The 25614-nt window shown below is 59.4% G+C and carries 27 protein-coding genes; 7 read left to right on the forward strand and 20 right to left on the reverse strand.

Going from position 1 to position 25614, the window contains the following annotated elements:
- The first annotated feature begins 80 nt into the window (after positions 1–80).
- Positions 81–464: a GGDEF domain-containing protein gene (locus AB5Y92_RS11635; RefSeq protein WP_368226824.1), complete on the forward strand. Its 384-nt coding sequence runs from the start codon at positions 81–83 to the stop codon at positions 462–464.
- A gap of 54 nt (positions 465–518) precedes the next feature.
- On the opposite strand, the gene AB5Y92_RS11640 is transcribed toward AB5Y92_RS11635, so the two are convergent.
- From AB5Y92_RS11640 to AB5Y92_RS11675, 8 genes are all read right to left on the reverse strand, one after another.
- Positions 519–776, reverse strand: a complete 258-nt coding sequence (locus AB5Y92_RS11640) for an accessory factor UbiK family protein (RefSeq protein ID WP_005339429.1) — start codon at positions 774–776, stop codon at positions 519–521.
- 141 nt (positions 777–917) lie between these two features.
- Positions 918–1751: a rhomboid family intramembrane serine protease GlpG gene (glpG, locus tag AB5Y92_RS11645; RefSeq protein ID WP_005339431.1), complete on the reverse strand. Its 834-nt coding sequence runs from the start codon at positions 1749–1751 to the stop codon at positions 918–920.
- Positions 1748–2071 (reverse strand): thiosulfate sulfurtransferase GlpE, encoded by a 324-nt coding sequence (glpE, locus tag AB5Y92_RS11650; RefSeq protein WP_164535888.1) that lies wholly within the window; start codon positions 2069–2071, stop codon positions 1748–1750. The genes glpG and glpE overlap by 4 nt, the downstream gene beginning before the upstream one ends.
- A 121-nt stretch (positions 2072–2192) precedes the next feature.
- Positions 2193–2894: an ABC transporter ATP-binding protein gene (locus AB5Y92_RS11655; RefSeq protein ID WP_005339433.1), complete on the reverse strand. Its 702-nt coding sequence runs from the start codon at positions 2892–2894 to the stop codon at positions 2193–2195.
- Between the two features lie 10 nt (positions 2895–2904).
- On the reverse strand, positions 2905–3678 hold the full coding sequence (gene livG / locus AB5Y92_RS11660) for a high-affinity branched-chain amino acid ABC transporter ATP-binding protein LivG (RefSeq protein ID WP_005339435.1): 774 nt from the start codon (positions 3676–3678) through the stop codon (positions 2905–2907).
- Positions 3675–4943, reverse strand: a complete 1269-nt coding sequence (locus AB5Y92_RS11665) for a high-affinity branched-chain amino acid ABC transporter permease LivM (RefSeq protein WP_368226825.1) — start codon at positions 4941–4943, stop codon at positions 3675–3677. Before AB5Y92_RS11665 ends, livG begins: the two co-directional genes overlap by 4 nt.
- A complete protein-coding gene (gene livH, locus AB5Y92_RS11670; protein WP_005339439.1) occupies positions 4943–5869 on the reverse strand; it encodes a high-affinity branched-chain amino acid ABC transporter permease LivH in 927 nt (308 codons plus the stop codon). The genes AB5Y92_RS11665 and livH overlap by 1 nt, the downstream gene beginning before the upstream one ends.
- Before the next feature lie 66 nt (positions 5870–5935).
- The gene (locus AB5Y92_RS11675; protein ID WP_005339442.1) at positions 5936–7057 is read right to left on the reverse strand and encodes a branched-chain amino acid ABC transporter substrate-binding protein; all 1122 of its coding nucleotides are present in this window, start codon (positions 7055–7057) and stop codon (positions 5936–5938) included.
- Between the two features lie 434 nt (positions 7058–7491).
- On the opposite strand from AB5Y92_RS11675, the gene AB5Y92_RS11680 reads away from it, so the two are divergent.
- A complete protein-coding gene (locus AB5Y92_RS11680; protein ID WP_368226826.1) occupies positions 7492–8496 on the forward strand; it encodes a substrate-binding domain-containing protein in 1005 nt (334 codons plus the stop codon).
- Positions 8497–8746: 250 nt separating this feature from the next.
- Positions 8747–11011: a methyl-accepting chemotaxis protein gene (locus AB5Y92_RS11685; RefSeq protein WP_368226827.1), complete on the forward strand. Its 2265-nt coding sequence runs from the start codon at positions 8747–8749 to the stop codon at positions 11009–11011.
- A 73-nt stretch (positions 11012–11084) separates the two neighbouring features.
- Here the strand turns inward: AB5Y92_RS11685 and AB5Y92_RS11690 are convergent, their stop codons facing one another.
- Positions 11085–11579: a DM13 domain-containing protein gene (locus AB5Y92_RS11690; protein WP_236272660.1), complete on the reverse strand. Its 495-nt coding sequence runs from the start codon at positions 11577–11579 to the stop codon at positions 11085–11087.
- A 126-nt stretch (positions 11580–11705) separates the two neighbouring features.
- Positions 11706–12083: a CesT family type III secretion system chaperone gene (locus tag AB5Y92_RS11695; protein ID WP_368226828.1), complete on the reverse strand. Its 378-nt coding sequence runs from the start codon at positions 12081–12083 to the stop codon at positions 11706–11708.
- Between the two features lie 198 nt (positions 12084–12281).
- On the opposite strand from AB5Y92_RS11695, the gene AB5Y92_RS11700 reads away from it, so the two are divergent.
- On the forward strand, positions 12282–13829 hold the full coding sequence (locus AB5Y92_RS11700) for an ADP-ribosyltransferase (protein WP_368226829.1): 1548 nt from the start codon (positions 12282–12284) through the stop codon (positions 13827–13829).
- Between the two features lie 118 nt (positions 13830–13947).
- Here the strand turns inward: AB5Y92_RS11700 and AB5Y92_RS11705 are convergent, their stop codons facing one another.
- The 5 genes from AB5Y92_RS11705 to glyQ form a co-directional block, all read right to left on the reverse strand.
- Entirely contained in the window at positions 13948–14712 is a 765-nt protein-coding gene (locus AB5Y92_RS11705) for an EAL domain-containing protein (RefSeq protein ID WP_368226830.1), read from the reverse strand.
- A 233-nt stretch (positions 14713–14945) separates the two neighbouring features.
- The gene (locus tag AB5Y92_RS11710) at positions 14946–15335 is read right to left on the reverse strand and encodes a hypothetical protein (RefSeq protein ID WP_107683491.1); all 390 of its coding nucleotides are present in this window, start codon (positions 15333–15335) and stop codon (positions 14946–14948) included.
- A complete protein-coding gene (locus AB5Y92_RS11715; RefSeq protein WP_164535880.1) occupies positions 15328–16206 on the reverse strand; it encodes a hypothetical protein in 879 nt (292 codons plus the stop codon). The genes AB5Y92_RS11710 and AB5Y92_RS11715 overlap by 8 nt, the downstream gene beginning before the upstream one ends.
- Before the next feature lie 199 nt (positions 16207–16405).
- Positions 16406–18475 carry a glycine--tRNA ligase subunit beta gene (gene glyS, locus AB5Y92_RS11720; RefSeq protein ID WP_164535879.1) on the reverse strand — a complete coding sequence of 690 codons (2070 nt, stop codon included), beginning with the start codon at positions 18473–18475 and terminating at the stop codon, positions 16406–16408.
- Between the two features lie 9 nt (positions 18476–18484).
- Positions 18485–19408 carry a glycine--tRNA ligase subunit alpha gene (glyQ, locus tag AB5Y92_RS11725; RefSeq protein ID WP_005339464.1) on the reverse strand — a complete coding sequence of 308 codons (924 nt, stop codon included), beginning with the start codon at positions 19406–19408 and terminating at the stop codon, positions 18485–18487.
- A 223-nt stretch (positions 19409–19631) separates the two neighbouring features.
- On the opposite strand from glyQ, the gene AB5Y92_RS11730 reads away from it, so the two are divergent.
- Both AB5Y92_RS11730 and AB5Y92_RS11735 read left to right on the forward strand, forming a co-directional pair.
- Positions 19632–20204, forward strand: coding sequence for a DNA-3-methyladenine glycosylase I (locus AB5Y92_RS11730; protein WP_368226831.1), 573 nt, complete (start codon positions 19632–19634; stop codon positions 20202–20204).
- A 129-nt stretch (positions 20205–20333) separates the two neighbouring features.
- Positions 20334–20990 carry an OmpA family lipoprotein gene (locus AB5Y92_RS11735; RefSeq protein ID WP_005339468.1) on the forward strand — a complete coding sequence of 219 codons (657 nt, stop codon included), beginning with the start codon at positions 20334–20336 and terminating at the stop codon, positions 20988–20990.
- A 144-nt stretch (positions 20991–21134) separates the two neighbouring features.
- Here the strand turns inward: AB5Y92_RS11735 and AB5Y92_RS11740 are convergent, their stop codons facing one another.
- Positions 21135–21482, reverse strand: a complete 348-nt coding sequence (locus AB5Y92_RS11740) for a RidA family protein (protein WP_005355943.1) — start codon at positions 21480–21482, stop codon at positions 21135–21137.
- Positions 21483–21503: 21 nt separating this feature from the next.
- Entirely contained in the window at positions 21504–21749 is a 246-nt protein-coding gene (gene tusA / locus AB5Y92_RS11745) for a sulfurtransferase TusA (RefSeq protein ID WP_005339470.1), read from the reverse strand.
- A gap of 169 nt (positions 21750–21918) precedes the next feature.
- Between tusA and AB5Y92_RS11750 the strand changes: the two genes are divergently transcribed.
- Complete coding sequence (locus AB5Y92_RS11750; RefSeq protein WP_005339471.1) at positions 21919–22110, forward strand: hypothetical protein; 192 nt, start codon at positions 21919–21921, stop codon at positions 22108–22110.
- Positions 22111–22185: 75 nt separating this feature from the next.
- Here AB5Y92_RS11750 and AB5Y92_RS11755 read toward each other — a convergent pair whose 3' ends face one another.
- Genes AB5Y92_RS11755 through AB5Y92_RS11765 form a run of 3 tightly spaced genes read right to left on the reverse strand, consistent with a single transcriptional unit; the run spans position 22186 to position 25593 of the window.
- Positions 22186–23424 carry an ABC transporter substrate-binding protein gene (locus tag AB5Y92_RS11755; RefSeq protein WP_047434812.1) on the reverse strand — a complete coding sequence of 413 codons (1239 nt, stop codon included), beginning with the start codon at positions 23422–23424 and terminating at the stop codon, positions 22186–22188.
- Between the two features lie 4 nt (positions 23425–23428).
- A complete protein-coding gene (locus tag AB5Y92_RS11760) occupies positions 23429–24874 on the reverse strand; it encodes an ATP-binding protein (RefSeq protein WP_005357365.1) in 1446 nt (481 codons plus the stop codon).
- Positions 24871–25593, reverse strand: a complete 723-nt coding sequence (locus AB5Y92_RS11765; RefSeq protein ID WP_005339475.1) for a response regulator — start codon at positions 25591–25593, stop codon at positions 24871–24873. Before AB5Y92_RS11765 ends, AB5Y92_RS11760 begins: the two co-directional genes overlap by 4 nt.
- Positions 25594–25614 lie beyond the last annotated feature (21 nt).

Consider the following 25614-nt stretch of genomic DNA (forward strand, 5'->3'; position numbering starts at 1 on the left):
AGGTGTTGAAAGGCTGGGGTATCCATGATGGTAGACCTCAAGGTGATGGCCTACTTCAAGATTAGCCTTTCAACACGTAATTGGGACAGAGCCATTTCAAAGGGATCAACGACCAGCTGGGGCACGCCTGCGGCGATCTGGTGTTGCAGCAGATGGCGGACTGGCTGCGCCTCATTATGCCTGGCTCGGCACTATGTGGCCGTTACGGCGGCGACGAGTTTGTGGTGCATCTGCACCGGGATGTGTCGAGCCATGGCCTGGCGCAACTGGCTGACGCCCTGATCAGCCGGATGCACGGCTATGTGCCCAAACCCGGTTGCCCGCAACGGGTGGGGCTGAGCATCGGCATCGCCCTGTGGGAGGAGGAGCCATTGAGCTTCCGACAGGCGCTGGAGGTTGCCGACAGGGCCATGTATGAGGCCAAGGCACGCGGCAAGCGGGCCTGGTATCTGCTTCAGGTGTGATGTTTTTTACAGGTTCAATACAAAGCAAAAACCCCAGCCGAGCCGGGGTTTTTGTTATTCGCCTTTGGCACCGAGCTGCTGCTCGAGCTGAGCCAGCTTGCTTTCGAGGGCGGCCAGTTTTTCACGGGTACGCAGCAGCACCTTGGTCTGTACGTCGAACTCTTCGCGGCTGACCAGATCCAGCTTGCCCAGCTGGGCTTGCAGTACCTGACGCATCTTCTTCTCGGCCTCTTCACCCATGCTGCGAATGCCGGGCGGCAGGGAGTTGTGCACCTGCTTGGCGATCTCTTCCAGTTTCTTCGGGTCGATCATGATGTCCTCCTTAAGCGTTGGCGGACATTCTACCGACAATTCCCTCACTTTGCCGAGATCGCGGCGGCTTTTTACCATTTGTGCTGGCAAGCAAACATCGTCCTTCGGGGCGGCGTTCTCGTTTCTGCGGCTGCTGAAAAATCAGGTCGGCTGGTGGTTGCGATCCAGCCAGCCTTGCAGCAGGCCGACCAGCAGACCGGTCAGGTGGGCGATGTTGGCGGTGCTGGTGCCGAGCATGTCGAAGAAGCCGAGCACCATCCAGAACAGCATAAAACCCATCAATGCTGGTGGCAGAGTCAGGCCACAGGCCGGTTGCAGCTTGCTGCGCAGCCAGCAGTAGCCGAGCAGGGCATAGACCACGCCGGAGAGGCCGCCAAACAGCGGGCCGCTGGCAAAGAACTCGGCGATATTGGGCAGGGCGGCGCCCACCAGCAGCAGGATCAGCAGCTTGCCGCTGCCGAGGCGCTGCTCGATCTGGCCGCCGAGATACCACCACCAGAGCAAGTTGAACACCAGATGGAGCACCGAGAAGTGGATCAGGGCGGGGGTGAAATAGCGCCACGCCTGCCAGTCGGTGAACTGGGCCAGCGTTGGGTGGAATGCCAGTTCATCGTAGATTGGCAGGCCGATGGCCTCGATCCCGTAGATGGCGAGACAGGCGATGATCACCACCAGCGTCAGCGGCCCCGCCTGATGGAGGAAGTCGGTGATGGGGTCCGTCATCCCCTTGCTGTAGTCGATGCGAGCATCGGCGCGGCCGGATTGCCAAGAGGCTTCCATATAGCGCGGGTGGCCAGGCTCGGCCAGAAAGCGCTTCACCTCCAGCTGGGCCTGAGCGAGGCGTTGCTCGTCCGCCAGCCAGATGGTGACCCCCAGCTCGGACTGGGTCAGCTCGCAGGAGATCCCCAGGGTCGCCAGATAGTCCACCAGCGCCTGTGCCATGCGGGCGTTGTCGAGCACCAGCAGCTGGATCATGCCTCGCCTGCCTCGATGGGATACTCCCGGCGCCACGCCTCGAAGCCGCCATCCAGACTGTAGACCTCGTCATAACCCTGTTGCAGCAGGTATTGGGCCGCCCCTTGACTGCTGTTGCCGTGATAGCACATCACGATGACCGGAGTATCGAAATCCACTTCATTCATAAAGCGCACCAGGGTGCCATTGGTGAGGTGGAAGGCGCCGACCGCGTGGGCCGCTTCAAAGGATTGCGGGTCGCGAATATCCACCAGACGGGCTTCACCCGCGCTCAGTTTCTGGTGGGCATCATGGGCACTGATATGGGCAAACTGGTCCATCGGGATGTCCTGCGAATAGGTTGATTAAGGGCCAGTGTACCGCATGCTTGGGCGCAAACTAACCCCACAAAAGATAAGGGAGCCAGCGGCTCCCTTGTTGATATGGCATGCGGGTCGTGGGTTAACCGCCCAGATAGGCCTGCCGCACTGCCGGGTTGGCCAGCAGGGCGGCGCCCGTGTCTTGCAGCACCACGTGGCCGTTCTCCAGCACATAACCGCGGTCGGCCAGCTTGAGCGCCTGGTTGGCGTTCTGCTCCACCAGAAAGATGGTCATCCCCTTCTGGCGCAACTGCTCTATGGTGTCGAAGATCTGCTGGATGACGATGGGGGCCAGCCCCAGCGAGGGTTCATCCAGCAGCAGCAGGCGCGGTTTGCTCATCAGGGCACGGCCGATGGCCAGCATCTGCTGCTCGCCGCCGGACATGGTGCCTGCCCGCTGTTCCAGCCGTTCGTGCAGGCGCGGAAACAGGGTGAACACCTGATCCAGCAGGCCATGCTGCTCGGCCTTGTCGACGAAGAAGGCACCCATCAGCAGGTTCTCCTCCACCGTCAGGCGGGCGAAGATGCGGCGCCCCTCAGGCACCACGGCGATATCCTTGCGCATGATGCGGGCGGTGGTGAGGGAGCTGATCTGTTCCCCCTCAAACCAGATGGAGCCGCTGCTGGGCTTGGGCTCGCCGCAGAGGGTCATCAGCAGGGTGGTTTTGCCCGCGCCGTTGGCACCGATCAGGGTGACGATTTCCCCCTCTTTCACCTCAACGCTGACATCGTGCAGTGCCTGAATTTTGCCGTAGTGGGTCGATACGTTGCGAAGTTCTAACATCTTGTTTTCCTTACGACTCGCCCAGATAGGCCTTGATCACTGCCGGATTATTGCGGATCTCATCCGGCTTGCCATGGGCCAGCGGGGTGCCCTGGCTGACCACGAAGATGCGGTTGGAGATACCCATCACCAGCTTCATATCGTGTTCGATCAGCAGCACCGAGACCCCGAACTCATCCCGCAGACTCATGATGAGCTCATCCAGCTCGTCGGTCTCCTTCGGGTTGAGGCCGGCGGCCGGTTCGTCCAGCATCAGCAGCTCGGGACGGGTCGCCATGCAGCGGGCGATCTCGAGGCGGCGCTGCTGACCGTAGGCCAGATTACCGGCGGCGCGGTTGGCGAGATCCTTGAGGCCCACTTTATCCAGCCAGAAGGCGGCCCGCTCCAGCCCCTCTTGCTCGGCACGACGGAAGGCCGGGGTCTTGAACAGGCCGGCGATAAAGCTGGTGTTGAGGTGCTGGTGCTGGGCAACCAGCAGGTTCTCCACCGCCGTCATCTCCTTGAACAGCCGCACGTGCTGGAAGGTACGCACAATCCCCTTGCGGGCGATGAGGTGGCCGGGCAGCCCCTGGATCTCCTCACCCTTGTAGCGGATGGTGCCGCCGCTCGGACAGTAGAAACCGGTCAGGCAGTTGAAGATGGTGGTCTTGCCTGCGCCGTTGGGGCCGATGATGGAGATCACCTCGCCCTTGTCGATATCCAGTTTTACCCCGTTGACGGCCAGCAGGCCCCCGAAGCGCATCGACAAATCAGAGACTTCCATTAACTTCTGATGTGTACTCATTTCTTCAACTCCAGATGCGGACGGGTCATCGGCAGCAATCCCTGTGGCCGCCAGATCATCATGAACACCATCAAGAGGCCGAACATCAGCATGCGGTACTCGTTGAATTCGCGGGCCAGCTCCGGCAGCACCGTCATCACGATGGCAGCCAGCACCACCCCGATCTGCGAGCCCATGCCACCCAGCACCACAATCGCCAGCACTATGGCCGATTCGATAAAGACGAAGGATTCCGGGCTGATAAAGCCCTGCCGCGAGGCAAAGAAGCTGCCGGCAAAGCCCGCGAAGGTAGCGCCTATGGTGAAGGCGGTCAGCTTGATAATGGTGGGGTTGAGCCCCAGCGATTTGCAGGCGATCTCGTCTTCCCGCAGCGCTTCCCAGGCGCGGCCAAGGGGCATGCGCAGCAGGCGGTTGATGACAAACAGGGTCACCACCACCAGCACCAGCGCCATCAGGTAGAGGAAGATCACCTTGTGGTTGGCGTTGTAGGTAATGCCGAAGAAGTTGTGGAAGGTATCAAAGCCCCCATCCTTGACGGTGCGGTTGAACTCCAGACCCCCCAGCGTCGGCTTGGGGATGCCGGATATGCCGTTCGGGCCGCCGGTCAGGGTGGTCATGTTGTTGAGCAGGATGCGGATGATCTCGCCAAAACCCAGAGTGACGATGGCCAGATAGTCCCCCCGCAGCCGCAGCACCGGGAAACCGAGCAGGAAGCCGAAGGTGGCGGCCATCAGCCCGGCGATGGGCAGGCACTCCCAGAAGCTCAGCCCGAAGTAGGTGTTGAGCAGGGCATAGCTGTAGGCGCCGACCGCGTAGAAGCCGACATAGCCGAGATCGAGCAGACCGGCGAGGCCGACCACCACGTTCAGCCCCAGCCCCAGCATGATGTAAATCAGGGTGAGGGTGGCGAGATCGATGGCGCCGCGAGAGGCCATAAAGGGCCAGCTCACCGCGAACAGCAGCACCAGCACGGCGGTGAGGTTATAGAGCTTGGGCGCCTCTTCCGGGCTCGGCAGCACCAGCTTGGTGAAGCCGACCGAGAAGCCGCTGATGGAGGCCTGAAACAGCTTGGCGATCTGGCCGCGCAGCATCTGGAACCAGAAAACGAGGGTGGCGCCCCCCAGCAGCCAGGCCAGCGATACATCGAGGCGGCTCACTACCTGCAGGCTGGAGCCATCGATCTCCAGCTTGAAGCCGAGCAGCCAGAAGGAGAGCACCAGCAACACCAGGCTGGCGATACAGGCGTGGATAAATTGATGTTTCATCACACTTTCTCCACTTCCGGACGGCCCAGGATGCCGGTCGGCATAAAGAGCAGCACAAAAATGAGCAGGGCAAACGCCATCACATCCTTGTACTCGGTGCTGAGATAACCGGCGGTGAGCGCTTCAACCACGCCGAGCAGCAGGCCGCCCAGTACGGCGCCCGGAATGCTGCCGATACCGCCCAGCACTGCGGCAGTGAAGGCCTTCAGACCGGCCATAAAGCCGAGGTAGGGATTGATGACGCCGTAATACATGCCGAGCAGCACCCCGGCGACGGCGGCCAGCGCAGCCCCCAGTACGAAGGTGATGGAGATGACCACGTGGGTGTCGATCCCCAGCAGGTTGGCCATCTTGATATCTTCCGAACAGGCGCGGCAGGCGCGGCCCATGCGGGAGCGGCCGATGAACTGGGTCAGCGCCAGCATGGTGATGAAGGTCACCACGAAAATGATCAGCTGCATATAAGAGAGGCTGGCCTGAAAACCATCCTCACCCCCCAGGGTCCAGCCACCGGAGATCAGGCTGGGCATGGCGATATCCCGCGAGCCCTGAGCCATCCGCATCATGTTCTGTAGGAAGATCGACATGCCAATGGCGGAGATGAGGGGGATCAGCCGGTTGCCACCGCGCAGTGGCCGGTAGGCGACCCGCTCGATGCTCCAGCCATAGGTGCCGGTGATGATGATACTGACCAGGAAGGCGCCCCCCAGCAGTAGAAAGGTGCTGTCGATGCCCATCATCATGAGCCCCGCCATCACCATGAAAGCGACATAGGAGCCGATCATGTACACCTCGCCGTGGGCGAAGTTGATCATGCCGATGATGCCATAGACCATGGTGTAGCCAATGGCGATCAACGCATAGGTGCTGCCTATGGTTAATCCGTTCAGCAGTTGCTGAACGAGATAAAGGAGGTGTTCGGACATACTGCGTTCCCTGTACTTGCCCGCAAAGAGAGGAGGGGGTGAGCGTACTCACCCCCGATCGGCAGATTATTTGACTTGGCTGGAAGTACCGTCAGCGTGCCACTGGAACACACCGAATTCGAAGCCTTTCAGGTCACCGTTCGGTGCCCAGGTCAGGGGGCCCATCACAGTATCGATCGGCGCAGCCTTGATGGCGGCGGCAACGGCAGCCGGGTCATCTTCACCCGCCTTGGCGATACCGGCTGCCAGGGTTTGCACCGCGGCATAGGTAGTCCAGACGAACGGGCCGGAGGAGTCCTGACCCTTGGCCTTGAACGCCGCTACCAGCGGGGCGTTGGCAGGAACCAGATCGTATTTGTTCGGCAGGGTCACCAGCAGGCCTTCGGAAGCCGGGCCACCGATGGCGGAGATATCCTTGTTACCCACCCCTTCCGGGCCCATGAACTTGGCTTTCAGCCCCTTCTCGCCAGCCTGACGCAGGATCAGGCCCAGCTCAGGGTGATAGCCGCCGTAGTAGACGAAATCGACGTTCTCTTTCTGCAGTTTGGCGATCAGGGCGGAGAAGTCCTTGTCACCGGCGGTGATCCCTTCAAAGGCCACCACTTTCACGCCAGCCTTGTCGAGCGCCGCTTTGACGCTGGAAGCGATCCCTTCGCCATACTGCTTCTTGTCGTGGATAACGGCCACGCGCTGGGGTTTGACCTGCTCGATGATGTACTTGGCGGCAGTCGGGCCCTGATCGCTATCCAGGCCGATGGTGCGCAGGGTCAGCTGGTAACCGCGCTCGGTGATCTTGGGGTTGGTGGAGGCGGGGGTGACCATCAGGATCCCCTCGTCTTCATAGATGTCGGATGCGGGCAGGGTGTTGTCGGAGCAGAGGTGACCGACCACGAACTTGACCCCGTCGTTCACCACCTTGTTGGCAACGGCCACCGCCTGTTTGGGATCGCAGGCATCGTCATAGACGACCGCTTCGATCTGCTTGCCATTAATGCCGCCAGCCTTGTTGATCTGCTCGACCGCCATCTTGCCGCCGGTGAACTGCATGTCCCCGTACTGGGCCACCGGACCGGTGACCGGGCCTGCGATACCTATCTTGATGGTGTCTGCCGCGTGAGCGATGGAGATCGATCCAAACAGAGCCAAAGAAACCGCTGCGCCAACTGTGATTTTGCTCAACTTATGCATTGATTCGTCCCTTAATCAGTGGATTGTTTCATTTCCGTGTGCCATTCCGGATCTACATCCCGTGCATCCGGCTATAGGTATGGTTCTATCATTCCTCACGGGGCAATAACAAGCTGTTAAAGATACTAACCAGAGGGGGTTGGATGGGCGGATTTTGAAATAAATGACCTGTTATTTTAGACTAATCAGAGCTTAATTTTGATTTGTTGACTTAACATCTTGGTAACGAGAGGCGATTCTGACAAACGCCAGAGGATTAATCTGGCGATATTTTACTCTGACAGCGCTCCCATTTTGACCAGAATCCATTTGCGCAAACAGAAATGAGCGCCTAAATTAGCCGGCATTGACAATTCCGTGGCAGAGCTCGTTAAAACCAAGCCTTTATTCGGGAAATCTGCTAATGTTCCGCCTTTGACAGTCAGGAGACAGAGATGGCCACTATCAAGGATGTCGCCTCGCGCGCAGGCGTATCCATCTCCACCGTCTCACATGTGCTCAACCACACTCGGCGGGTCAGCGAAGACGCGACCCAGAAAGTGATTGAGGCGGTGGCAGAACTCAACTACGCGCCCAACTCGGTAGCGCGCAGTCTTAAAATAAATTCGACCAAGACCATTGGTATGCTGGTGACCACCAGCGTAAACCCCTTCTTCGCAGAAGTGGTGCAAGGGGTTGAAGCGTACTGCTTCGAACAGGGCTACAGCCTGATCCTCTGCAACACCGAAAACCAGCCGCCTCGCCAACAGCATTACCTGAGAATGCTGATGGAAAAACGGGTGGATGGCCTGCTGGTATTGGGTACCGACATCGACACCCCGTTGCGCGACATGCTGCGCATCCACAAGAACGTACCGCAGGTGGTACTGGATTGGGGCACGGAGTGCGATTTCGCCAACGTCATCAACGATAACGCCCGAACCGGCGCCCGCATGGCCGTGCAGCATCTGCTGGAGCTGGGGCACCGCGACATCGTCTGCATCACTGGCCAGCTCTCCAAGCCGACCACCCAGCAGCGACTGGACGGGGTACGTGATGCGCTGGGCGAGCACAGTCTGACCCTTAAAGATGAACAGGTCTTTGAAGGGGACTACGAGAGCCAGAGCGGCTTCGATGCCATGCAGCGCATCCTGGCCCTGCAGCCTCGTCCGACCGCGGTCTTTGCCTTCGACGATCCCATGGCGATCGGCGCGATTTGCGCTGCCTGGGAAGCGGGAGTCAAGGTGCCGGATGATATCTCCATCATCGGCTACGACGATGTGGAGATGGCGCGCTTCTCCAGCCCGCCGCTGACCACCATTCGTCACCCGAAGGCCGAACTGGGCCAGCTGGCGGTGAAGCATCTGGTCAGCCGGATCCGCAACAAGGAGCTGGAAGTGGAATCGATGACGGTACAGCCCGAGCTGATTGTCCGTCGCTCGGTCAAACCGTTGCGTTAATCCGCGCCCGTTGCCAAAACGAAAAACCCCCTCTGTCACGAGGGGGTTTTTGTTTATGGGCGGTTTACTTTCAACCTGTGGCTCGCAGCGCCGATCTCGGCTTTGCTGGTGAATATCCCCCCGTTTGACCCACCTCGCATTTTGCCTGTTAATCGTTTGATCAATATCAACAAAGGGTTAAGTTCTGATGGACTCCCGACTTAACCGTTCCATCCTGTAGGTTGGGTATGACTGTCAAGGATGGTGTCTTATGTTCCCCCCTCGCAAGCTGGGTCACCAGGTCACGCTGCTGGCAATCGGCGGCATCGTATTGCTCGCCGTGGTGCTGCTTACCTTTAATCTGTTTGAAAATCGCCAGCGGGTGCTCGCGGCCGAGCAGGCTGCACTGCGGAGCCAGCTCCAGAACGTGGAAGCGGTGATCAAAAACACCAGCCATGAAACCGTGCTGGCGGCGACCCTGATCGCCCAGCGGCCGGATGCAGCAAAGGCGGTGGCCGACAAGGATTGGCAGACCCTCGCCAATCTGTTTGATCCGCTCTGGCCCGCCATCAAGGCGCAGGGGATCGAGCAGTTCCAGTTCCACCTGCCGCCAGCCACTTCGCTCTATCGGGTACACAAGCCTGAAAAACACGGTGATGACCTCTCTGCCATTCGCCCCACTGTGGTTGAGGTGAATCGCGAGCATTATGCCGTTGGCGGGCTGGAGATTGGCGTGGCTGGTACCGGTTTGCGCGGGGTCGTGCCGGTCACCTTCAACGGGCAGCCGGTCGGTTCGGTGGAGTTTGGTCGTGCCCTGGATGAAAAGCTGTTTGGCCAACTGCTGGACAAGCAGGTGCAGCTCGCCATCTATCTGTTTGAGCAGGGCAAGCTGGTGACGCTGGTTGGCACATCCCGGCTTGGTGAGGTGATGGAGTGGTATCAGCCGGTACTGGCCGGTGAGGAACGTTTCGTCAATATGACGCAGCAGGGGAGTGACTTGCTGGTGATGGCGGCGCCCCTGCGCGATTACTCCGGCAAGGCGGTCGGTATCATCGAGTTGACCCGGGATCACAGTCTGGTCGCGGCCGATCTGGCTCGTCAGGGTTGGCAGATGGCGATCATCTCTCTGGTAGGGGTTCTGGTGATTGCAATGGTGATGGCGCTCGTGCTCAATCGCATCAATCGTCCTCTGTTCGACAGCGTCAAGGCGCTGGAGGCGCTGGCCAATGGCTCCGGCGATCTCGGCAGCAAGCTGCCGGTGGCGGGGCCGGAGGAGATCCGTCGCCTCGGGTCGGCGTTCAATGGCTTTGTTGCCAAGATCCGCGACACCATCAGCCAGCTCACCGCCACTCTGGGCGAACTGGCTGGCGAGAGTGAGCGGCTTTCGCGCAGTGCGGCGGGCAACCTTGGCAGCATGACGCGCCAGCAGGAGCAGACCACCCAGCTCGCCACCGCCATGACCGAGATGGCCAGCACGGTACACGAGGTGGCCAACAACACGGCACAGGCGGCCGAAGCGGCCAACGAAGCGGACAATCAGGCGGTCACCGGCGATGAGGTGGTGCAGCAGAGCGTCAACATGATCGAACAGCTGGCGGAGGAGATCGCCAGCGCGGGCAACACGGTGAAAGAGGTCGCCAAGGCCAGCGAGCAGATTGGCTCTGTGCTGGCGGTGATCCAGTCCATCGCCGAGCAGACCAATCTGCTGGCCCTCAACGCCGCCATCGAGGCGGCCCGGGCCGGTGAACAGGGGCGCGGTTTTGCGGTGGTGGCCGACGAGGTGCGCTCGCTGGCAGGCCGCACCCAGCACTCTACCGCCGAGATCCGCGGCACCATCGAGCAGTTGCAACGGGCGGTGGGCACCACGGTGACCATGATCGAACACAGCGTCTCGCGGGCTGGGGAGTCGGTGGAGCGGGCCAATCAGGCGGGAGAAGCCCTCGGCCGGATCAAGGGGGCGGTCAACAGCATTCGCGACATGAACACCCAGATCGCCGCCGCTTCGGAGGAGCAGTCCTCGGTGAGCGACGAGATCACCCGCAATATCGTCAGCGTCCACGAGATCTCCCAGGCCACCACGCTGGTGGCGCGGGATACAGCCCATATCGCCAGCCATGTGGCGACCCTGGTGGACAAGCTGGGGGATCTGGCCGGGCAGTTTCAGGATGGTTCCAACGTGCGGATGGTGCTGAGTCGCGCCCGCGCCGCTCACATGGGCTGGAAGACCCGGGTGCGCGCCTATCTGGATGGGCAGGAGGGGCTGTCGCGCAGCGAGGCGGTCAGTGACAAGGAGTGCCGCCTTGGTCACTGGTACTTCAGTGAAGGGCAGGCATGCTGCGGCGATCAACCCGCCTTCAGGGCGATGGCCGCCCCCCACGCCAGATTGCATCAGGTGATCCAGCAGGTTATCGAGCTGAAAAATCAGCACAAGCATGAAGAGGCGGAGGCGCTCTACCGCGAGATCGAGCAGAACTCAGAGCAGGTAGTGGGCTGCATCGATCAGCTGCTGCGGGAGATGACCACGCCGGAGCGTTAATGACGAGCGGATCGGATAGCCAAAGGGCTGGCAGCGATGTCAGCCCTTTTCATGGTGCGGGTCTGGAGCGAGGTTACTGCTCCGGACGCAGATCCTGATAACGGGCTGCGGTGATGAACTGGCTGAAGGTTTCACACCAGACGATCACGCTGCTGTAGCGGGCCGGATCGATCGTGGCGGGCAGCGGCACGATAAAGTTGTCGAAGGTCTTCACCGGCCCGACTCGCACCATTTGATCCTTGAGACGGGCAAAATCGGCTTCGGTCTCGACAAACTCGGGGGAGAGGTAGAGCTGGTAGTCCGGCCCGGGGGCCAGCTTGCCCATCAGACTGATGGCATCCTGCCCTATGCTCACCTTGCCTTCTCCCCAGTGCAGCCGATCGCTGTCTTTCAGATCCCGGCGAAAGGTGCCGTGGAAACTCGCTTGCTGCTGGCTGGCCGCGACCTGCTCAGTATCAGGGGCGGGTGGCGCGATCAGGATCGGCAGGGTGTAGACACCGGCGGCAAAGCCTGCCGCCGCGACCAGCAGATGGGTGCCCAGCAGCAGGGCCATGGTTTTGCGTTTCATGATATCTCGGTCGTTGATGAATTGATGGCAAAACCATACCAGTCCGGGGGCCCGCTGCCCAGTTTGCTCAGGCCATAGGTATAGTTATCCATCTATGGTGACGTGGGGTGTGATCACGCCAATGGCTCAAGGCCGGATGGTGCCGTCCTGCCCTTTGTTAATCTCGCTGGCGACGTGCACCAGCTGTTCCAGCTGGTGGTGGATCTGGGTGCGATCCAGCTGCTGCAAGGGCTGACGACACCACAGTACCGGTGTCAGGCTCTCGGTATCGAAACCCAGTACCGGCTTGCACGGGTCCTGACTGAACAGGTTCTGGGCGGCCGCCTGAGCGCTGGTGGCCGCGTCGAGGCGGGTAAACATCAGCAGATAGTTGGCCGGGTGTTCGGTCAGGTGACAGGTCAGTTCGCCGATCTGCAGGCTGGTGACGCTCTCCTCCTGTTGCGGCGCAGGCAGGGAGAGGGAGAGAAACAGCTGGTGGATGGCGGCGTGATAAAGAGAGTTCATTGATGGCTCCAGATTGATGATGGCGCCATTAGAGCAGGTCACCGCCAGCGGCACTGTTAATGGTGGCTCTCTTTTTTTAGCTTTTCGGTCAGCGAGATAGCACGCCGCGCTCAGTACAAAAATCGCGACCAATCCCGATAGTCCCTGTTGATGGCCTCTCCTAGACTGGCGGCGAAACATCACAAGAAGACAATCATCATGCAGATTCAAGCAAACACTGTCGGCACACAGGCCGTCGCTCACCACAGTGATGCAACCACAGGGGTTGGCCGGATGGGCCAGCTGGAGGCACGTCAGGTCGCCACCGGACAAGATGCGATCTTGCTGGGCAACCGCAGCGAACCGCAAAAAGGGCCGGGGCAGCTTTCGCGGTCGGAGTCCCGGCCAGCGCGAGTGCTTGCGGCTATCAAGGAGTGGATCGGCAACCTGCTTGGGAGCGGCAAGAGTGCCGCTGCGCCGAAGGCGCAAACTGCCACGTCCCACGAGGATCTTCAGCGACTGATGAAGCAGACAGCTCTCACGTGTTCACTGGGCGGCTTCGAGACTGCGAGTGAGCTGAACAGCATCAATGCTGAACAGTTAGGAAAGGAACATGCCCAGCTTGTGGCTCGTGATGGTGGTAATGGCCCCCTGCGAGCGCTCACCACCTTGCTGGCGGCGGTCGCTAAAAACTCGCAACAGCCGCAACTCCGGGAGTTGGCTGCCGGGCTGCTGGCTCGCCCCATCGCCGGTATCCCGCTCCAGCAGTGGGGCACTGTGGGGGGCAAGGTGACCGAGCTGCTCGCCAGCGCCACCCCCGAACTGCTGCAGGAGGCGATGAGCCAGCTGCACACCGCGATGGGTGAAGTGACCGACCTGCAGCGGGCCGTCAAGGCTGAAATCGCTAGCGAACCGGCGCAAAGTGCGACCACCACTGCGGATGCGACACCCGTCCAAAGCGGTGAGAGCAAAGGGGCTGCTCGCGAACAGGTCGCCATGGCGCGCCAGACCCCGGCCACCGGCTACAAGCTGGCGCTGGATCTTATCAGCTATCAGGCCAGCTACCTGCTGCGGGATCAAACCTCGACCGAGGTGACCCTGAGCAGCAGCGATCTCAATGCCCTGCATCAACACATTGCCGATGGCTCCATCAACAGTTCCCACATGGCCAAGTTGCAGACCCGCGGCGATCTGCAAACCCTGCGTACTCTGGCGCTCTCGCTGGCCAGCAGCAGCGACGCCAAGGGCTCTTCCCTTGGTCATGCCCTCGACAGTCTCGCCTCGGCGCGCCCAAACCAGCGACTGGTGCTGGGCGGCCTGATGCAGTTTGCCGGTCAGACCGAGCAGGCGTGGGTGGACCATACCGCGCTCAAGCCGCGAGAGGAACGGCTCGATGCCGGGGCGCGGCTGCGCTTTGACACCGGCCATATGCAGGCGGAGCTGGGGCGTCTCGGCGACAGCGAGGCACGGCAGGTGCTGCAACAGCTGGAAGGGGCTTTTGGTGATCGGGCCAGGGCTATCTGCGACTTCGCGGTTGCTCAGGTCTCCGGCTTTGCCGATAGCGAAAGCAGCCCTGAGGCTGTGCTGGTCTCCCGCCTGACCCGCATGGGCAATCTGGTGGGCAGCCTGACCGATGCGCTCAAGGAGCGGCTGCAACTGCCCGGGTCCGCCCGTGGCGAGCCGACCATGATCGACTCCGCTAGCCAGCTGACACCGCTCGAACTGGCTGCGCTGGCTCATATCGGCGTCGATGAGAGCTATCTGTAAACCGTCAGCACACAGCCCCTCGGGGCAAGGTGATATGACATAAAAACGGACACCCTCGGGTGTCCGTTTTCTTATTCTGGCGGGTATAGGATGAGGAGAGCAGGGCAGGCCGATTTGCTTACAGGCTGGCGAAATCCACTTCGGGCAGGCTTTCAAAGCCGGGGCGGGCAAACAGATAGCCCTGCATCAGGCTGACGCCCATCTCCTGCAGGCAGGCCATCTCTTCGCGGGTCTCGATCCCCTCCGCCAGCGGGGTGATCTGCAGCTCGGCAAACAGGGCCAGACAGTGGCGCACTATGGCTTGCCGGGTCGGGTCCTGGTCGATGCCGCGCAGCAGGTGCATATCGAGCTTGACGATGTTGGGGTGAAAATCGGCCAGCAGGTTGAGGCCCGAGTAACCGGCGCCAAAGTCATCGATCGCCGTTTTGAAGCCGAGCGCCTGATAGTGATCGACGATACCGCGAAGGTGCTGGCTATCCTGCACCTGCTCCACCTCGGTCAGTTCGAACATGATCTGCTCGATGGGGAAGAGGTGCTCGCGGGCCGCCTGCAGGGTGGTGCGAATGCAGCGCTCCGGGCGATAGACCGCATTGGGCAGAAAGTTGATGCTCAGCATCCCCTTCATACCGAGCCGTGCCGCCAGCGCGATGGCTTTGATGCGGCACAGCTGATCGAAACGGTAGCGATTGCCATCGTTGACCCGGGCAATCACGCTCTGCGCCGGCTCGTTGTTGAGCCCCCGCACCAGCGCCTCGTAGCCGAAGATGGTGCGCTGGCTGCAATCGATGATGGGCTGAAAGGCCATGGTGAAATCGAAGTCGAGATCTGCTTTCTCCTGACACAGCTGGCAGATGGCGGGGGATGGGGCGGCAGGTATATCCATGACTTTCCTCTTGGGCGTGGCGGCGCTGGGCACTGTCTCAAATGATAACAGCTGATCACCCCCCTGTAGGTTCGATTAGCGCAGCGTAATCGGACGAACGAGAGGTTTTGATTGTGGTTGTTGCCGTGTAACCGTGTCGGCCAACCGGAGGGGGAAATCGGCTGGCCGTTATGGCGAGAGAATCCATTTACGCGAACGTCCGATTACGCCTGACGGCTAATCGAACCTACGGGTTATTTCTTTGAAAGGTCACTCATCAGAGTCGACATAGGAATATAAAAGATAATCCCCACGATAAAGATAATTATCTGGGCAATATAGAATTCGACCCTAACAGATGGGATGAGATTAAATGAAATATACATTGTTATGGATATCATTGATATCGCAAAGATATAAACCTGATATGTACTAAATCTTTCTATACGTTTTTTTGTATCAGGCACATCAAGGCTTTTTGCCAGCAGTTGACCATACATCATAGATAAAGCTAATGAGAAGTCAGATATTTTAACAAATGACATTAAAGCATCGTCAAATAACTTTATTATGAATAGAAGAAGTAAGGGAAGTGCAATAAATACAACCTCTTTCTTCGCCACATCATAATTTCTTTTATTCATGATCTAGCTCCAAGCTTAGTTGTTGTACTTCCCCTTGAGGGACTACGCGTATGACTTTAACAATTTCTTTCTCGTATGATGCGAGGTGAGGTCTTAGCTTATTTGTTTTTCTTTTGGTTCTGACATACGCATGTAGTGCATCCCCTGGCCATAGTGCATCTTCGTGTCTAACCCACTTTTCGAACCAAACATCATCTAGCATTGCTGCAGTTATCTTTTTATTTTTACCATGAGTTCTTTCAAAATCCCATTGTAAACCTTTCACATATGATGGACGACGAACAATAAGAATTTCCTTGGCAGGGAAATCCTCTACAGTGTTAGAAAATATTTGGCTGCCATTTCTTGGACATGAGAAGGTTTCACTAATGTCGGTTAAATCATCTCCTCTCCCGAACTGAACTTTATCATTCTTACTCAGTTCACTATTGGCTTTGTATATTTTGTTAAGTGCGTCAGCTATATCTATAGGGTCTGCATCACCATGACAAGTAAATAATTTATCTTGGGGTGAGCTTGCCCCTGAAGCAGAGTAAACATTTTTTATAAATGTTTTCACATCTGTTTCTGAATCAATTTTCTCCGATGTACTAATCTCTTTCTTGATTCCTTCATAAATACAATCGTAAAGACTCTCTAAGCGAACACCTCTTATTATATCTTTCACTTTTATAGCTATGTCTGCAATGCATGACCCTTCTCTAGTTTTTTCAAGGGAAGTATCAAATTCGATACCCTTGCCAAAACCTTGCATAAAAGACTCTTGTAATGCATTAAATCCTTCAATATACATGGCCATAGCGATGAACACTCGCTGAGGATTTTCTTGCTCTCTATCAAAGTCAATACGAATTGAGTAATTGGTGGCCATGTATCATTCCTCCGTTTGAGAGCATGATTCTTACGTTTTATCAAAGAATATTCAATTGATATCATGAAAATATGAGTAAAAGGTCAGAGTTACAATAACGCTTAAGACAATGATTTTTAAAATAGATTTTTTAAATGTTTTGAACAAACAAAAACGGCGCCTTGCGGCGCCGTTTTTAATATCACTTACTAAACCAGAATCACTGTAGCAGGGAGATATCCGCGACTTGCAGGAACAGGTTGCGCAGGTTGTTCAGCAGTGCCAGACGGTTGGCCTTGAGGGCCTCGTCGTCGGCCATCACCATGACTTCGTTGAAGAAGGTGTCGACCGGCTCGCGCAGGGCGGCCAGACGGGTGAGGGCAGCCTGATAGTCACCGGCGGCGAACAGCGGGGCCAGTTCGGCTTGCAGTTCGGCAACCTGGGTGGCCAGCGCCTTCTCGGCGGCATCGACCAGCAGTTCCGGTTTGACGGCAGTCGGCAGTTCGCCTTCGACCTTGGCCAGAATGTTGCTCACGCGCTTGTTGGCGGCAGCCAGTGCCAGTGCGGCATCCAGCGTGCGGAAGTGGCTGACGGCCTTGACGCGACGATCGAAGTCGAGCGGACGGGTCGGGCGGCGGGCCAGCACGGCCAGCACCACGTCGGCACCGATGCCTTCGTCCTGATAGGCGGCGCGGAAGCGGCCCAGCATAAAGTCGACCACGTCGGTAACGACGGTTTTGTTGGTCAGCTTGTCGCCGTAGACGCGTACCGCTTCTTCAACCAGTTCAACCAGATCCAAGTCCAGCTGCTTCTCGGTCATGATGCGCAGGGCACCGATGGCGGCGCGACGCAGGGCGAACGGGTCCTTGTCACCCTTGGGCAGCATGCCGATGCCGAAGATACCGGCCAGGGTGTCGAACTTGTCGGCCAGCGCGACGGCGCAGGCAACCAGACCGGACGGCAGGGCATCACCGGCAAAGCGCGGCATGTACTGCTCGTTGAGGGCCACGGCCACTGCTTCATCTTCGCCATCGTGACGGGCGTAGTGCATCCCCATGACACCCTGGGTGTCGGTGAACTCGCCGACCATGTTGGTCATCAGGTCACACTTGGAGAGCAGACCGGCACGCTTGGCCTGAGCCACGTCGGCGCCGATACGCTCGGCGATAAAGCCGGCGACGGTCTCGATACGCTCGACCTTGGCCTTGACGGTGCCCAGCTGTTGCTGGAACAGCACGGTTTCAAGGCGCGGCAGGCGGGAGGCCAGGGTCTGCTTGAGGTCGGTCTTGAAGAAGAACTCGGCGTCAGAGAGACGGGGGCGAACCACCTTCTCGTTGCCGCTGATGATCTGGCTCGGGTCTTTGGACTCGATGTTGGTGACGAAGATGAACTTCGGCAGCAGCTTGCCGTTCTTGTCGTAGACCGGGAAGTACTTCTGGTCACCCTTCATGGTGTGCACCAGCGCTTCAGCCGGCACGGCCAGGAACTTCTCTTCGAAGTTGGCGGTCAGCACCACAGGCCACTCGACCAGTGCGGTCACTTCTTCCAGCAGGGCGTCGTCCAGATCGGCCACGCCACCGAAGGCGGCAGCGGCCGCTTCGACGTCAGCCTTGATCTTGGCTTTGCGCGCCATAAAGTCGGCAATTACCATGCCGCGCTCCTGCAGGATCTGCGGGTACTGGCTGGCGTTGTCGATGGTGAACTCGCTCTCGCCCATAAAGCGGTGGCCGCGGATGGTGCGGGCAGAGTCGATACCCAGAATGTGGGCGGGGACCAGCTCGCCATCCAGCAGCAGGGTCACGGTGAAGACTGGACGCACGAACTGGATGGTCTTGTCGCCCCAGCGCATCATTTTCGGGATCGGCAGCTTGGCCAGTGCTTGGCTAACCAGCTCACCCAGCAGATCGACGGCCGGACGGCCTTCGACCTTGGCGGTGTGAACCAGCCACTCACCCTTGTCGGTGACCAGACGCTCGGCCTGCTCAACTGTGATGCCGTTGCCACGGGCCCAGCCTTCGGCAGCCTTGGTCGGCTTGCCTTCGGCATCGAACGCCTGCGCCACGGCCGGGCCGCGCTTCTCGACGCTCTTGCTCGGCTGTTCGCCGGCCAGCCCGCTTACCTTCAGCGCCAGACGGCGCGGTGAGGCAAACCACTCGACGTCGCCAAAGGCCAGATCGGCTTTGGTCAGTTCGGCTTTGAAGTTGTCGGCAAAGGCTTCGGCCAGGGAGCGCAGGGCTTTGGGCGGCAGCTCAGCAGTACCGATCTCTACCAGAAATGTATGTTGTGCCATGTCCGTTCCTTAACCTTGCTTGTTCTCACTGCGCTGACACATCGGGAAGCCCAGCGCTTCGCGGGAGGCGTAGTATGCCTCTGCCACGGCCTTGGTCAGGGTGCGAATGCGCAGGATGTAGCGCTGACGCTCGGTGACCGAGATGGCCTTGCGGGCATCCAGCAGGTTGAAGGAGTGAGCGGCCTTGAGGATGCGCTCGTAGGCAGGCAGCGGCAGCGGTTTTTCCAGTGCCAGCAGATTCTGGGCTTCCTTCTCGTACTGCTCGAAGCAGTGGAACAGGAACTCCACATCGGCGTGTTCGAAGTTGTAGGTGGATTGCTCCACTTCGTTCTGGTGGAACACGTCGCCGTAGGTGGTCTTGCCCAGCGGGCCATCAGACCAGACCAGATCGTAGACGCTGTCCACGCCCTGAATGTACATGGCCAGACGCTCGAGACCGTAGGTGATCTCGCCGGTGACCGGCTTGCACTCGAGGCCGCCAACCTGCTGGAAGTAGGTGAACTGGGTCACTTCCATGCCGTTCAGCCACACTTCCCAACCCAGACCCCAGGCACCCAGAGTCGGGTTTTCCCAGTTGTCTTCCACGAAGCGGATGTCGTGGATTTCAGGATCCATGCCCAGCTCTTTCAGGGAGCCCAGATAGAGTTCCTGAATGTTGTCGGGGGAAGGCTTGATGATCACCTGGAACTGGTAGTAGTGCTGCAGGCGGTTCGGGTTTTCACCGTAGCGGCCGTCAGTCGGACGGCGGGACGGTTGCACGTAAGCGCAGGCGATGGGCTCTGGGCCCAGGGCACGCAGACAGGTCATGGGGTGGGAGGTACCGGCACCCACTTCCATATCCAGCGGCTGAATGATGGTACAGCCCTGGCGGGACCAATAGTCCTGCAGCTGCAGGATCAGGCCCTGAAAGGTTTTGACATCGAATTTTTGCATAATTTTTTTTCGCGCGAAGTGAAAATCAGAGCAAGATTTGCTGAATGTGAACCGAGGGAGTATACCGTCTGGCATGGTCGGATAATAGGCGAAATTGCAGCGGATTCGCGGGATGATGCTGTGCTCTGGCTGGTCGGGCAGGCTGTCCGGTATATGATGTGAGCAGTGCCGCCTGCAGAGTGGGCAGGGTCGGGCAAACCGCTGAAATGACGAGGGAGAGGAAATGGAACTGCGCTGCTCCTGGGTGACCAAAGACCCGGAATACATTGAATACCATGACAAACAGTGGGGCAGGCCGGTCTATGACGCCCGCGAGCTGTTTGCCAAGCTCTGCCTCGACGGCCAGCAGGCGGGGCTGTCGTGGATCACCATCCTCAAGCGTACCGAGAGCTATTACCGCGCCTATGCGGACTTTGATCCGGTGCAGATTGCCCGCTTCGACGAGCAGGATGTGGAGCGGTTGATGCAGGACAGCGGCATTATCCGCAACCGGCTCAAGGTGCAGTCGATCATCAGAAATGCCCGCGCCTATCTGGCGTTGCAGGAGCAGGGGATCGACTTTGCCGACTACCTGTGGGGCTTTGTTGGCGGCGCCCCCATCGTCAACCAGCGGCAGGGCAACGGCGATATTCCGGCGACCTCACCGGAGTCGGATGCCATGTCGAAGGCGCTCAAAAAGCTTGGCTTCAACTTCGTCGGCAGCACCATCTGTTACGCCTTTATGCAGGCGGTGGGGATGGTGAACGATCATCTGGTCAGCTGTCCTTGCCACGCCGAGTGTCAATTACCGCACTGACAGCCCGCCGACTGCCCAAAAAAACACCACTCTCGCCATCTGTTCAGGCTTGCGTCAGACAATGGCGTGCCAGCGCGTTACAATCCGGCCCCCGGCATGGTGCCGGATTGTTTTCACAGAGGTTTTTTCATGCGAGCCAAGATCCTGGTGCCTGCTCTGGCACTGACCGTTGCCCTGAGCGGCTGTACCACCAACCCCTACACAGGTGAATCCCAGACCTCCAAAGGTGCCTGGGGCGCGCTGGCTGGCGCCGCTGCCGGTGCGGCCGTAGGTGCGCTCTCCTCCAGCAAGGGTGACCGCAAGAAGGGCATCCTGACCGGTGTTGCTGCCGGCGCGGCGCTGGGTGGCGGTATCGGCTACTACATGGACGTGCAGGAAGCCAAGCTGCGCGAGAAGCTGCAGGGCACCGGCGTCAGCGTGACCCGCAATGGCAATGAGCTGATCCTCAACATGCCGAACAACGTCACCTTCGACAGCTCCAGCTCCCAGCTGAAAGCGGCCGGAGCCAACACCCTCTCCGGCGTGGCCATGGTGGTTGCCGAGTTCGACAAGACCCGCCTGAACGTGGTCGGTCACACCGACAGTACAGGTTCCCGCGATCTGAACATGAAGCTCTCCCGCGATCGTGCCGATGCCGTTGCCGCCCAGCTGATTGGTCAGGGCGTAGCAGGCAGCCGCATCTCCACCACCGGCGTGGGCCCGGATCAGCCGGTTGCTACCAACAGCACAGCCGCTGGCAAAGCCCAGAACCGCCGCGTGACCATTACCCTGACCCCGACCGCCTAAGTCGCTCAGGTCTTGGTAACGAAAAGGCCCCGCCAGTGATGGCGGGGCCTTTCTATTGGCGCAGTTGCGAGCAATGGCGCCTTGTTGTTTGCTCCCTTCTCACCTCGTGGGAGAAGGGGCGGGGATGAGGGGGATAAGCGCCTCTTAGACCGCCGCTGTCAGCTGCACTTCGACCTTATAGCCTTCGTGGGCCAGGCGAGCTTGTACACAGGCGCGTACGGGGGCTGTGCCAGCCGGGATCCAGGCATCCCACTGCTCGTTGAAGGCAGCGATATCCTGAATGTCTTTGAGATAGATGTTGGCCATCAGAATTTTGTCTACGCCGGAGCCGTTGGCTTCCAGCAGGCGCTGCAGGCTTGCCAGCACTTCGCGGGTCTGCTGGTGGATGTCGGCCTCTTCGCTGACGGGCACTTCCACCACGTAGAGGGTGCCATTGTGGATGACCACGTCTGACCAACGCTGGGTGGTGCCGATTCGGGTAATGGTTGTCATGGAGTGCTCCGGTACGGGGGCTTATTGACCCTTGCGGATCAGATAGCGGTAGGGGGCCTGCTCTGTCTCGCTGGCGACCAGGGTGTGATCCATAAAGCGGCAGAAACTGGGGATGTCGCGGGTGGTTGAAGGATCGTCGGCGCTGACCAGCAGGGTCTCGCCATCCGCCATCAGCCGCACTTTCTTGCGAACCATCATAACGGGTTCCGGGCAACGAAGCCCGATTGCGTCCAACTCGTGGGTTGCGCCGCAGAATAAATCACTCATCTATTATCAACCTTCAACCTATTCGGCTGCCAATGATACTCAGGGCTAAAAAATAATCAAACAAACGCCCCATCAACCAGCATATGTAACCGAAATGTTATTCGGCCCTATCCAGCTTGCGCCGGACGAGTAATATAAAAATTGAACCATATTCAACAAGGAGGTGAATATGCAGGTCTCCTACGGCAGATTACAAGCCTATGCAGGCATGGGGTTCTTGTCCTTCGCCATGATAGTGATGGGCAGCCCGATCGGGAATACCGGTACCTGGTTCGGCTCCATGGTGATGGTCGGGTTGGGGCTCTGGATCGAGCTCAGCGATTACTATGACGAGGATGAGGACGAGAACGATCAATCCTGAATCGGATGACGATTCAACAACAAAGGCGGAGCAATTCCGCCTTTGTCATTTCTGCCGTTTGGTAATGTGCCCGGATCAGCGGGTCGAGCGCATCGCCCGCTCCAGATGCAGCGCCGTCTGCTCCGGGTTGGCCTTGGGGTCGTTGAAGAAGTTGCTCAGCACATCGAGGATCGCCTGCCGCATATTGGTCGGCGTCGCCATCCCTTCCGCCATGCTGGGCAGCAGGTTGTCCTGCTTTTCCGCCAGCAGGAAATCCTGATAGGAGCGGACGGCGCAGCGGTCGAACTTGCTCATGTCGGGATTGGTCAGCGCCGGGATCGACCCCTTCACCCGATTGAACTCCTCCTGGAATTGCGGCGTCATCAGCAGCTGAGCCAGATCCCCCTGCGCCTGCAGCTGGGCCGGATCCCGCTGTTTGAACATGGCGATGGAGTCGAGGTTGTAGCTGAACAGTCCGGCGCTGCCCGGGCTCGGCAGACAGGCGATATCCTCGCCCGGCCGGTAGTTGCCCGCGCTCAGCTCCCCTTTCACCCAGTCCCCCATCACCTGCATGGCGGCGCCACCGCTCTCCAGCAGATTGGTGGCCTGATGCCACTTCAGCCCGGCGTATTTTTGCGGCACATAGGCGCGCAGCTGCTGGAAACGGGTCAACACCCGCACCATGTCGGGGCCGGTCAGGGTGGCGCTGTCCTGCTCGAGGAACGCCTTGCGATAGAATTCTTTACCCCCCTCACCGAGCGCCACCGTTTCAAACAGTACCGCCAGCTGCCAGGGCTCGTTGCCGATGGCGAGCGGGGTGATGCCCCGTTTTTTAAGCTGGTCGGCGACGGTGACAAACTGGGCCCAGTCAGTGGGTGGAGTCAGCTTGTTGCGCTCGAAGATCTTGCGGTTTAGCCACAGCCAGTTGACCCGGTGGATGCCGGTGGGCACCGCCATCAGGGCGCCATTCTGGCTGAGGGTGGCCCGTACCATGGGCGGCATCTGGCTGTACCAGCCGAGGTGTTCGGCCATGGGGGTGAGATCGCGCAGGAAGCCGAGCCCGGCCCACTCCTTGAGTTCATAGCCCTTGAGGTGGGCCGCTTCGGGCGGGTTGGCCGCCAGTGCCCGGCTCTTCAATACCGTCATGGCACTCTTGCCGCCGCCGCCCTGTACCGCGAAGTCGTTCCACTGGTTGCCCTGTTTGGTCCACTCGGATTTGAGCACTTCGACCGCTTTTGCTTCGCCGCCGGACGTCCACCAGTGCAGTACCTCCACCTGGGAGGCGGCAACTGGAGCAGAGAGCAGGGCGATGACAGAAAAAGACAACCACTTCATAAGGTTACTGCCTTGGTAGGGAGAGCGTGGCCTGCAGGCCACCTTGCGGACGGTTTTCCAGCACCAGATCGCCGCCGTGGGCGTGGGCAATGTTGCGGGCGATGCCAAGACCGAGGCCGGTGCCGGCCTGATCGGTGCTGAGCCGGTAATAGGGTTCGAAGATACGCTCGAACTGATCGTCCGGCAGGCCGGGGCCCTCATCCATGATGAAGAGGATCAGCATCTCCTCGTCATCCATGATGATGATGCGCACCTTCTGGCCGTACTTGATGCCGTTGTCCACCAGATTGCCGATGCAGCGCTTGAGCGCCAGCAGCTTGCCGCGATAGGGCCACTTGCAGTGGCCTTCGATGGTCAGCCGCTCGTCGTGCAGGTTCATCGACTCCGCCATCTGCTCCAGCAGGGCATTGATGTCGATCTCCTCGATATTCTCGTGAATGTCGGTCTCTTTGACCGTCTGCAGCGCCCCTTTCACCATCAGCTCCAGTTCGTCGAGATCCTTGTTGAACTTGGCGATCTGTACCTCGTCATCGAGCAGTTCGACCCGTAGTCGCAGTCGGGTGATGGGGGTCTTGAGGTCGTGGGAGATGGAGCTGAACAGCCGCTCTCTATCGTCGATATAGCGACGGATGCGGTGCTGCATGATGTTGAAGGCGCGGGTCGCCGCCACGATTTCCGATGCCCCTTCCTCCTTGAGCGAAGGCTGATCGATATCTTTGCCGAGATTGACCGCCGCCTTGGCGAGACGGCGCAGCGGCCGGGTCTGCCAGCGCACCAGCATAAAGGTGAAGAAGCAGAGGAACACCGTCATCAGGGCGATGAAACGCACCTGGTTGCTCGGCATCACGGTATCGTCGAGGGTCATGTAGGGGGCGGGCAGCAGGGCCGCCAGATAGAGCCACTCCCCCTTTTCAATCTCGATCTGGGTCACCAGTACCGGTGGATTGAGCGGCTCCAGCGACAGGGTGTAACGGGCCCAGGAGGAGGGGAGATCCGCCAGCAGGGTGTCGTTATTGAAGACATGGAGGTCATCGGGTCGGGAGAAGTCCACCTTGATCGCCATGGCATCGGAGAGCTTGCGGGTCAGCACTCCCTGCACCTCCTCCAGCACCTGCGTCTTGCGTTCGCTGTCGGGGATGGCGTTGATGTGGATCTCTTCCTCGTTGAGCGAGACGAAGAAGCGGCTGCCCCCCATGTTGCGCAGCTGGTCCAGCGCGATATGGCGATATTGCAGCGGCAGGGATTTGAAGAAGTTGACGGTGGAAGCGGCAGACATGGCGAGGTTGCGGGTGGTGCTGAGCATCCCCTCCAGCTCCCGCTTCTGGATCTGCTGCATCCAGATGCCGGTCAGAATGGTCTGGGAGAGCAGGATGGCCAGCAACAGCAGCAGGATCATCCGTGACAACAGGGAGCGGGGCACCAGCGCCCCCCAGGACCACTTGTTGCTCATGGCAGCTCGTGCACCTCGGCAATCAGCATGTAGCCGCTACCGCGAATGGTCTTGATGATGCGCGGGCTCTTGCCGTTGTCGCCCAGCTTCTGGCGCAGGCGGCTGATCTGCACGTCGATACCGCGCTCCATCGGCAGGCTTTCGCGGCCGCGGGTGGCATCCGAGATGGTGTCCCGATCCAGCACCACGCCGGGCTGTTGCAGGAACATGCCGAGCAGCATGGCGTCGCTGCCGGAGAGATCCAGCAGGCTGCCATCGTCATGGGTCAGCTGGTGGCTCAGAGTGTCGAGGGTCCACTCGGCAAAACGCAGGCGGCGGCTCGGCTCTTTCTCTTTTTCCGGCTGGCGGAATTCGGCGCGGCGCAGCAGTGCCTTGATGCGGGCCTGCAGTTCGCGGGGGCTGAACGGCTTGGCGATATAGTCGTCGGCGCCGAGTTCGAGGCCGATCACCCGATCCGCTTCGTCGGAGGCGGCGGTCAGCATGATGATGGGCACCTGGGAGTCACGACGGATTTGCTGGCAGAGGGTAAAACCGTCCTCGCCGGGCATCATGATGTCCAGAATAATCAGGTCCGGGCTGTGCTGGGCGAGTTGCTGGCGCATCTCGTTGCCCTCCGCCGCCGTCAATACCTGAAAGCCCGCCCGGGTCAGGTACTCATTGAGCAGCTCGCGGATCTCTTGGTCGTCATCGACGATCAGCAGTTGTTTGCTCATTGACATATGTATGTGCATCCACCCATT

It is taken from the genome of Aeromonas sp. R1-1 (genome assembly GCF_040908495.1).
Lineage (GTDB): Bacteria > Pseudomonadota > Gammaproteobacteria > Enterobacterales > Aeromonadaceae > Aeromonas > Aeromonas veronii.

What these genes read in the sequence shown, in the direction of transcription:
- AB5Y92_RS11655 (WP_005339433.1), bottom strand. Translation starts at nt 2,894, where the DNA reads ATGTTAGAACTTCGCAACGTATCGACCCACTACGGCAAAATTCAGGCA.
- AB5Y92_RS11665 (WP_368226825.1), bottom strand. Translation starts at nt 4,943, where the DNA reads ATGAAACATCAATTTATCCACGCCTGTATCGCCAGCCTGGTGTTGCTG.
- AB5Y92_RS11700 (WP_368226829.1), top strand. Translation starts at nt 12,282, where the DNA reads ATGCAGATTCAAGCAAACACTGTCGGCACACAGGCCGTCGCTCACCAC.
- AB5Y92_RS11695 (WP_368226828.1), bottom strand. Translation starts at nt 12,083, where the DNA reads ATGAACTCTCTTTATCACGCCGCCATCCACCAGCTGTTTCTCTCCCTC.
- livG (WP_005339435.1), bottom strand. Translation starts at nt 3,678, where the DNA reads ATGAGTACACATCAGAAGTTAATGGAAGTCTCTGATTTGTCGATGCGC.
- AB5Y92_RS11740 (WP_005355943.1), bottom strand. Translation starts at nt 21,482, where the DNA reads ATGACAACCATTACCCGAATCGGCACCACCCAGCGTTGGTCAGACGTG.
- AB5Y92_RS11750 (WP_005339471.1), top strand. Translation starts at nt 21,919, where the DNA reads ATGCAGGTCTCCTACGGCAGATTACAAGCCTATGCAGGCATGGGGTTC.
- AB5Y92_RS11715 (WP_164535880.1), bottom strand. Translation starts at nt 16,206, where the DNA reads ATGGCCACCAATTACTCAATTCGTATTGACTTTGATAGAGAGCAAGAA.
- glpG (WP_005339431.1), bottom strand. Translation starts at nt 1,751, where the DNA reads ATGATCCAGCTGCTGGTGCTCGACAACGCCCGCATGGCACAGGCGCTG.
- AB5Y92_RS11765 (WP_005339475.1), bottom strand. Translation starts at nt 25,593, where the DNA reads ATGTCAATGAGCAAACAACTGCTGATCGTCGATGACGACCAAGAGATC.
- AB5Y92_RS11730 (WP_368226831.1), top strand. Translation starts at nt 19,632, where the DNA reads ATGGAACTGCGCTGCTCCTGGGTGACCAAAGACCCGGAATACATTGAA.
- AB5Y92_RS11675 (WP_005339442.1), bottom strand. Translation starts at nt 7,057, where the DNA reads ATGCATAAGTTGAGCAAAATCACAGTTGGCGCAGCGGTTTCTTTGGCT.
- AB5Y92_RS11685 (WP_368226827.1), top strand. Translation starts at nt 8,747, where the DNA reads ATGTTCCCCCCTCGCAAGCTGGGTCACCAGGTCACGCTGCTGGCAATC.
- glpE (WP_164535888.1), bottom strand. Translation starts at nt 2,071, where the DNA reads ATGGACCAGTTTGCCCATATCAGTGCCCATGATGCCCACCAGAAACTG.
- AB5Y92_RS11760 (WP_005357365.1), bottom strand. Translation starts at nt 24,874, where the DNA reads ATGAGCAACAAGTGGTCCTGGGGGGCGCTGGTGCCCCGCTCCCTGTTG.
- AB5Y92_RS11710 (WP_107683491.1), bottom strand. Translation starts at nt 15,335, where the DNA reads ATGAATAAAAGAAATTATGATGTGGCGAAGAAAGAGGTTGTATTTATT.
- AB5Y92_RS11755 (WP_047434812.1), bottom strand. Translation starts at nt 23,424, where the DNA reads ATGAAGTGGTTGTCTTTTTCTGTCATCGCCCTGCTCTCTGCTCCAGTT.
- livH (WP_005339439.1), bottom strand. Translation starts at nt 5,869, where the DNA reads ATGTCCGAACACCTCCTTTATCTCGTTCAGCAACTGCTGAACGGATTA.
- AB5Y92_RS11640 (WP_005339429.1), bottom strand. Translation starts at nt 776, where the DNA reads ATGATCGACCCGAAGAAACTGGAAGAGATCGCCAAGCAGGTGCACAAC.
- glyS (WP_164535879.1), bottom strand. Translation starts at nt 18,475, where the DNA reads ATGGCACAACATACATTTCTGGTAGAGATCGGTACTGCTGAGCTGCCG.
- AB5Y92_RS11705 (WP_368226830.1), bottom strand. Translation starts at nt 14,712, where the DNA reads ATGGATATACCTGCCGCCCCATCCCCCGCCATCTGCCAGCTGTGTCAG.
- AB5Y92_RS11680 (WP_368226826.1), top strand. Translation starts at nt 7,492, where the DNA reads ATGGCCACTATCAAGGATGTCGCCTCGCGCGCAGGCGTATCCATCTCC.
- AB5Y92_RS11690 (WP_236272660.1), bottom strand. Translation starts at nt 11,579, where the DNA reads ATGAAACGCAAAACCATGGCCCTGCTGCTGGGCACCCATCTGCTGGTC.
- glyQ (WP_005339464.1), bottom strand. Translation starts at nt 19,408, where the DNA reads ATGCAAAAATTCGATGTCAAAACCTTTCAGGGCCTGATCCTGCAGCTG.
- tusA (WP_005339470.1), bottom strand. Translation starts at nt 21,749, where the DNA reads ATGAGTGATTTATTCTGCGGCGCAACCCACGAGTTGGACGCAATCGGG.
- AB5Y92_RS11735 (WP_005339468.1), top strand. Translation starts at nt 20,334, where the DNA reads ATGCGAGCCAAGATCCTGGTGCCTGCTCTGGCACTGACCGTTGCCCTG.